Origin of the sequence: Chromobacterium alticapitis (assembly GCF_002924365.1) — a bacterium.
Lineage (GTDB): Bacteria > Pseudomonadota > Gammaproteobacteria > Burkholderiales > Chromobacteriaceae > Chromobacterium > Chromobacterium alticapitis.
In genome coordinates this window covers 21433-28481 of record NZ_PQWB01000006.1, presented here as the reverse complement: position 1 = coordinate 28481, position 7049 = coordinate 21433, and the positions used below count along the sequence as shown (strand labels likewise).

Genomic DNA, 7049 nt, shown 5'->3' with positions numbered 1-7049 from the left:
CTGACTCCAGGCGTGCTCACATTCATGCGGGCAAAGTCGGGTAGTAGACGCGATTCCTAGCGGCTTATGCAAGGCTTTGACTACTCAGCGAGTCATGCATGCCGTTCGAGTGCGGAGGCCCTGAGTTGCGTAAGCGTCCGGCCCGCCCACATTGAGCGAGCTCAAGACTCTTGAGAGCATCGTGTCCACTTATTTTCTTGGTGGACACATGGACACTATCCTCCACTTGCCCGAGACGGGGCGCCCCCGCCGTCGTTATTCGGCCACCTTCAAAGCCGAGGTCGTCGCGGCCTGCTTGCAACTCGGTGTATCGACCACCGCCATCGCATTAGCCAACCGGATCAACCCCAATCTGGTACGCCGCTGGATACGCCTTCATCACTGGGCCGCCGTAGCCCCCGTTGAGTCTGATTCTCCGAACATCGACAGCAAGCTGGCTTCCGCCTTGGTGCCGGTCTGTGTTTCCGATTCAGACCAATTGGCCGTTGTCCTTGCTGCGCCCGACGAACGGATCGCAGCCAAACGACGGACACTGCATGCCGCCCCAACTCCACCACCACCACACCCGACCCCACCGCCGATGGACCCGATTCGTCTCGAGCTGCGGCGCGGCGATCTCCAGCTCAACGTCGCCTGGCCAGCCTCACAGGCCGAAGCTTGCGCCCGCTGGTTGCGAGATCTGTCGCCATGATCCACCCCGAATAGGTGTTTCTCGCCGTCGAGCCGCTCGACATGCGCTGGGGGTCGAGCGGCTGTCCTGTCATGTGCAGCAGTTGCTCGGCCGCTCACCGTGCGACGGAACCGCCTACGCCTTTACCAATCGCGACCGCACCCGACTGAAGTTGCTGGTTTGGGATGGCAACGGTGTCTGGCTCTGTCAGCGCCGGCTGCACACGGGGCGCTTTCGCTGGCCAGTCCTCGGTGACACCGTACATCGGCTCAGCCAGCAAGAATGGCAATGGCTGATAACCGGTGTCGATTGGCTGCGTCTGGCGGCTAAACCACCGGCGCACTGGACCGTGTGATCTTCCGAAAGCCTTGCCAGGAAAGGCTTGCAGCCTGGCCCGTGATATCATTGCGCAATGGATTTATTTGCTGAACTTGCCCGCCTGAATGCTGACCGTCGCTCATCGCCGGGGTGCAGGACATGGTGCAGCAGTTGCAGCAGCAGGTGCAATCTCTCGAGCTCAAGAACCAGAAACTGGTGCTCGAACTGGCCCATCTCAAGCGCATGCGCTTCGGCACCAAGAGCGAAGCGCTGACCGCCGAGCAGCGGACGCTGTTCGAGGACGATGCCGACCAGGATCTGGCGGCGGTACAGGCGGAATTGGACGCGACCGCACCGGACGCCGACGCTACCGCACGTAAAGCACGTGCCCGCGCCGGCCGTCAGCCATTACCCGACCATCTCGAACGCATCGACGTGCGCCACGAACCGGAGTCGTGCCGCTGCGGCCAGTGCCAGCGCGAGCTCGTGAAGATTGGCGAGGACATCCGCGAACAATTGGATGTCGAACCGGCGCGTTTCTTCGTCCTCCGCCACATTCGCCCGCAGTATGCGTGCCGCTCATGCGAGACGGTGCACGCCGCGCCGGTCGCACCGGCGGTCATCGACGGCGGGCTGGCGGCGCCAGGCCTGCTGGCGTGGGTGGCGATCAGCAAGTATCTGGATCATTTGCCGTTGTACCGGATCGAGCAGATGGCCGAGCGGCAGCAAGTCCCGCTGGCGCGCAGCACGCTGAGCGAATGGATCGGCCGGCTCGGGGTGGCGCTGCAGCCGCTGTCGGACCGGCTTGCTGACAAGCTGCGCGAACGGAGTAGCCTGCATGCCGACGAGACCCCGGTGCAGCAGCTCGATCCGGGTAAAGGCAAGACCAAACGGGCCTATTTGTGGTCGTACCGCAGCAACGATCTGGAGGGTGACCCGCCGATGGTGGTGTTCGACTATCAAACCAGCCGGAGCGGTAAGCACGCACGCGACTTCCTGGCGGAGTGGCGTGGGCATTTGATCGTCGACGACTATAGCGGCTACAAGGAACTGTTCAAGCAAGGTGTGCTTGAGCAGGCCTGTTGGGCGCATGCCCGGCGTAACTTCTTCGAGTTGCAGTCCGCCGGCAATCACCCGGTGGCGGAAGAGGCGCTCAAGCGCATCGGCCGGCTGTATGCCATCGAGGCCGAAGGCAAAGGACTGGGCATCGAGCAACGGCAAGCCTTGCGAACCGAGCGCAGCGTGCCGGAGCTGCGGGCCATGCACGACTGGCTGCTCGGGCTGTGGCCGAATGTCGCCAACGGCGGCGGGCTGGCGAAAGCCATCGACTATGTGCTGCGCCGCTGGTCGTCATTTGCAGGCTATGCGGAGACCGGCCACCTGGCGATCGACAACAATCCGGTCGAGAACGCGATTCGACCAATCGCCGTTGGCACGAAGAACTGGCTGTTCGCGGGTAGCGAACGCGCCGGACGGCGGGCGGCGGCGATTCAAAGCCTGCTCGGCACAGCCAAACTCAACGGCCTTGATCCAGCAGCCTGGCTCAAAGACACCCTCGAAAAACTACCGGCCTGGCCGAATAGCCGCATCGACGAGCTTCTGCCGCTACGGGAGGTGGAAGCCACATGAAATATGAAGATATTCTGGCCGCGCTCCAGCAGTCATCGGGCTTTGATCTGTATCGTCTGCGTGCCATGCTGGACCGCGTACTGGACGATCCGAAGTGGATCGTTGCCGTCCGCCAGCGCCTCCATGTCGGGCAGCAGGTTGCGTACTTCGATCCGGCCACCAATCAACAGCATCCTGCAACCGTAGTCGAGTTCCGGCGCAAGGAAGTGGTGGTGTGCCAGCAGGCAAGCGGGCAATACTGGGCGATGCCGTATACGGCCATCAACCTGGATGGGGCGGATGTCAAGATCCGGGAGACGGGTCGCCCGGGGCTGAGTCGGCATGAACTCGCGGTTGGAGAGACGGTGGGCTTCCTGGATCAGGCACAGCGGCAGCGCCAGGGCCAAATCACCCGGCTGAACGATAAGACCGTGACCTTGATCAGCGATGGCCAGAAATGGCGCGTGTCCTATAGCTATCTATATCGAGTGTTCGACGCAGACGAGCTGTAACCGCCGTCAGATACCCTGCCGGTGGTAGCGCCGGACGCTTACTGAGTTGCTGGACATGGTTCCGTTATAACGAAAAGTGTGATTGCTCTGACCGGGGAGGTCCTTCAGTTAGTTAGTGTTTTCTCATTAAAACTGTGGCTTGAAAATGCTATGGGACCTACAATGCGGACTCCGTGTTGTTGAAGGGTGTTGTCTGCTCGGATGACGTTCATAAGAATAGAAGAGGCATCTAAAATGTTGCAAATTTTATTGCTGGCTACATTTTTATCTTTAATTGTTGGTATGTGTTTGATTCATTTCTCTCATCTGCATGAGAGTTTTTCGGCAGATCATGACTTGGGAGGTGTGCAGAAGTTTCATGCCAGACCTGTGCCGCGTATCGGCGGAGTGCCAATTGCCGTGGGCTTGACGGCTGGCTGCGGTTTGTTGGCCTGGACGCAGCAAGATTCGTCGATGTTGCTGCTGCTGCTAGTCGCGCTACCTGCTTTCGTGGCGGGAATACTTGAAGACGTCACCAAGAAGGTAGGGCCTTTGCCGCGGTTACTTGCGACTTTTGTTGCTGCAGTTTTCGGCTATTTCGTTCTCAGTGCCAGCTTGCAGCGCTTGGATATCCCTCTGTTGGATGGCTTGTTATCCCACTTCTGGCTGCTGTCCTTGATACTGACCGTCGTCGCCGTGGGCGGAGTGGCCCACGCGGTTAATATCATTGATGGTTACAACGGACTATCGGGCGTAGTATCGATCTTCATCTTTCTGTCGATGGCATACGTGGCTTTCAAGGTACAGGATGTCGCTTTGATGGGGGTGTGCTTTGCCATGGTAGGCGCGATTGGTGGCTTCTTGTTTTGGAACTTTCCGCGTGGTCTGATGTTCGCCGGTGATGGCGGTGCCTATCTGGTAGGATTTATGATTGCGGAAGTCTCCGTGCTCCTGGTATCGCGTCATCCACAGGTCTCGCCGTGGTTTCCGCTGCTGTGTGTGATTTACCCAGTGTTCGAGACCTTGTTTTCGATTTACAGGCGCAAGTTTTTGCAGGGGCGCAGGATTGGTTATCCGGATGCACTGCACTTGCATCAATTGGTTTACATGCGCTTGGTTCGTTGGATGGTGGGAAGCAAGGATGCAGAGCATCGGACCATGCGCAACAGCCTGACCTCGCCTTACTTGTGGGCGCTCTCCTCTGTTTCCGTGGTGCCCGCCATGCTGTTTTGGCAGCAGACCAGCGTGCTGATGGCGTTCTGCGGCCTGTTTGCGGTTTCCTATATTTATCTGTATCGGATGATCATACGTTTCCGTACGCCTCGGTGGCTGGTGCTGCGGCGGGCTTGCCGGGGCAGTTGAATCATGGGGCGGATGCTCTTTCGCTGGTGCGGATGAGGCTCCGCTGCCCCGTCAGCCCTACTACTCCGAAACAGACTGCTGGTTTGTCATCGCAGGAGAGTGGTTGCCATGCAACGGTGGGGATTCATTGAGACACGAATCCTCGCAGGCTCAAGCTGGCCGAACTCGGGCAGCCCGCTTCTCCTTGGGAGCGGCGTCGGCTGCGCTGAATAGCTGGCTATGCCTAGCGGATGTGGTGCCAAGCCGCGCCCTTCGCACATACACGCCGTACGCCGCGTTCTGGTTCCGCCGGGCCGGTCGACACCGGGCGGCCATATAGAATGCTCCGGCATCAAGTTTCGCGATGAATATCTAAACAAGCATGACCTCGGCTCGCTGGTAACTGAGGAAATTTGGCACGGTGGGCTCTTGAAAACCCTTCTACTCGTCCCTATCATTAGCACTCGCAACAGCCGAGTGCTAATGCCTTGGCTGTCAACCAACACATCCTGATGTTCAACTCTCAACAGCCAATGTTACAGGAGAGATCCATGGCAATTCGTCCTCTGCACGACCGTGTTGTTATCAAGCGCCTCGAGGCTGAAGAAAAGACCGCTTCCGGCATCGTTCTGCCGGGCGCCGCGGCTGAAAAACCGGACATGGGCGAAGTCCTGGCGGTTGGCAACGGCAAGACCCTGGAAAACGGCGAGCGCCGTCCGCTGGAGCTGAAGGTCGGCGACAAGGTGATCTTCGGCAAGTATTCCGGCCAGACCGTCAAGGTGGATGGCGACGAAGTCCTCGTGATGCGCGAGGAAGACGTAATGGGCATCGTTGAGTAATCCGACCCTTACTTTGACTTCATAAACAGATTCTGGAGATTTCGAGAATGGCAGCTAAAGACGTAAAGTTTGGTGAATCCGCTCGCAGCAAAATGGTAGCTGGCGTTAACATCCTGGCCGACGCAGTCAAGGTCACCCTGGGTCCGAAGGGCCGCAATGTGGTGCTGGATCGCTCCTTCGGCGCGCCGACCATCACCAAGGACGGCGTATCCGTAGCTAAGGAAATCGAACTGAAGGACAAGTTCGAGAACATGGGCGCCCAGATGGTCAAGGAAGTGGCTTCCAAGACTTCCGACGTGGCCGGCGACGGCACCACCACCGCTACCGTTCTGGCCCAGGCCATCGTGCAGGAAGGCATGAAGTACGTTGCTGCCGGCATGAACCCGATGGACCTGAAGCGCGGCATCGACAAGGCTGTGGTGTCCCTGGTTGGCGAAATCGCCAAGATCGCCAAGCCGTGCGCGACCACCAAGGAAATCGCCCAGGTTGGCTCCATCTCCGCCAACTCCGATAGCGACATCGGTGAAATCATCGCCAACGCCATGGAAAAAGTGGGCAAGGAAGGCGTGATCACCGTTGAAGACGGCAAGAGCCTGAACAACGAGCTGGACGTCGTGGAAGGCATGCAGTTCGACCGCGGCTACCTGTCGCCGTACTTCATCAACAATCAGGACAAGCAGATCGCCGCTCTGGACAATCCGTTCATCCTGCTGTTCGACAAGAAAATCTCCAACATCCGCGACCTGCTGCCGGTCTTGGAGCAAGTGGCCAAGTCCGGCCGCCCGCTGCTGATCGTCGCCGAAGACGTGGAAGGCGAAGCGCTGGCCACGCTGGTGGTGAACACCATCCGCGGCATCCTGAAGGTCGTGGCCGTCAAGGCTCCGGGCTTCGGCGACCGTCGCAAAGCCATGCTGGAAGACATTGCCAAGCTGACCGGCGGCACCGTGATCGCCGAAGAAGTGGGCCTGACCCTGGAAAAGGCTGGCCTAGAGATGCTGGGCCAAGCCAAGCGCGTGGAAGTGGGCAAGGAAAACACCACCATCATCGATGGCGCCGGCGAAGCTGCCGCGATCCAGGCGCGCGTGGGTGAAATCCGCAAGCAAATCGAAGAAGCCACTTCCGACTACGACCGCGAGAAGCTGCAAGAGCGCGTGGCCAAACTGGCTGGCGGCGTTGCCGTGATCAAGGTTGGCGCTGCCACCGAAGTGGAAATGAAAGAGAAGAAAGCACGCGTGGAAGACGCGCTGCACGCTACCCGCGCCGCGGTTGAAGAAGGCGTGGTGGCTGGCGGCGGCGTGGCCCTGCTGCGCGCCCGCTCCACTCTGGAAAGCCTGAAGACGGATAACGCCGATCAGGAAGCCGGCATCAAGATCGTGCTGCGCGCGATCGAGGCTCCGCTGCGCCAGATCGTCAAGAACGCCGGCGACGAGCCGTCGGTCGTGGTGAACAAGGTGTTGGAAGGCAAGGGCAACTTCGGTTACAACGCCGCCAGCGGCGAGTACGGCGATATGCTGGAAATGGGCGTGCTGGATCCGGCCAAGGTGACCCGCTCCGCTCTGCAGCACGCGGCTTCCGTAGCCGGCCTGATGCTGACCACCGATTGCATGATCGCCGAGCTGCCGGAAGACAAGCCGGCTGCAGGCATGCCGGATATGGGCGGCATGGGCGGCATGGGTGGCATGATGTAATTCATGCGGCCGAAGGCGGGCATGCTGGCATGCCCGCCGACCCCCGAAAAAAGCCCTGGCGTTTGCCAGGGCTTTTTGCTTGCTGCGCGGCTGG

At 59.8% G+C, this 7049-nt stretch carries 6 protein-coding genes and 1 pseudogene; all 7 read left to right on the top strand.

Features of this window, described 5'->3' with window-relative positions; genetic code table 11:
* The first annotated feature begins 181 nt into the window (after positions 1–181).
* The 7 genes and pseudogenes from C2I19_RS01145 to groL all read left to right on the top strand — a co-directional run bounded on the left by C2I19_RS01145 (position 182) and on the right by groL (position 6955).
* A complete protein-coding gene (locus C2I19_RS01145) occupies positions 182–691 on the top strand; it encodes a helix-turn-helix domain-containing protein (RefSeq protein ID WP_146056716.1) in 510 nt (169 codons plus the stop codon).
* Positions 615–1025, top strand: coding sequence for an IS66 family insertion sequence element accessory protein TnpB (gene tnpB / locus C2I19_RS22840; RefSeq protein ID WP_369406678.1), 411 nt, complete (start codon positions 615–617; stop codon positions 1023–1025). Before C2I19_RS01145 ends, tnpB begins: the two co-directional genes overlap by 77 nt.
* Positions 1026–1082: 57 nt before the next feature.
* Positions 1083–2617, top strand: a pseudogene (gene tnpC, locus C2I19_RS01135) (IS66 family transposase).
* The gene (locus tag C2I19_RS01130; RefSeq protein WP_103900890.1) at positions 2614–3108 is read left to right on the top strand and encodes a hypothetical protein; all 495 of its coding nucleotides are present in this window, start codon (positions 2614–2616) and stop codon (positions 3106–3108) included. Before tnpC ends, C2I19_RS01130 begins: the two are co-directional and overlap by 4 nt.
* Positions 3109–3342: 234 nt before the next feature.
* Positions 3343–4449, top strand: a complete 1107-nt coding sequence (locus C2I19_RS01125) for an MraY family glycosyltransferase (protein ID WP_103900889.1) — start codon at positions 3343–3345, stop codon at positions 4447–4449.
* A gap of 530 nt (positions 4450–4979) precedes the next feature.
* Positions 4980–5267, top strand: a complete 288-nt coding sequence (gene groES, locus C2I19_RS01120; protein ID WP_103900888.1) for a co-chaperone GroES — start codon at positions 4980–4982, stop codon at positions 5265–5267.
* Positions 5268–5314: 47 nt separating this feature from the next.
* Positions 5315–6955 carry a chaperonin GroEL gene (gene groL, locus C2I19_RS01115; protein WP_103900887.1) on the top strand — a complete coding sequence of 547 codons (1641 nt, stop codon included), beginning with the start codon at positions 5315–5317 and terminating at the stop codon, positions 6953–6955.
* Positions 6956–7049 lie beyond the last annotated feature (94 nt).

Coding starts and splice junctions, on each gene's coding strand:
- C2I19_RS01130 (WP_103900890.1), top strand. CDS start 2,614: ATGAAATATGAAGATATTCTGGCCGCGCTCCAGCAGTCATCGGGCTTT.
- groL (WP_103900887.1), top strand. CDS start 5,315: ATGGCAGCTAAAGACGTAAAGTTTGGTGAATCCGCTCGCAGCAAAATG.
- C2I19_RS01125 (WP_103900889.1), top strand. CDS start 3,343: ATGTTGCAAATTTTATTGCTGGCTACATTTTTATCTTTAATTGTTGGT.
- groES (WP_103900888.1), top strand. CDS start 4,980: ATGGCAATTCGTCCTCTGCACGACCGTGTTGTTATCAAGCGCCTCGAG.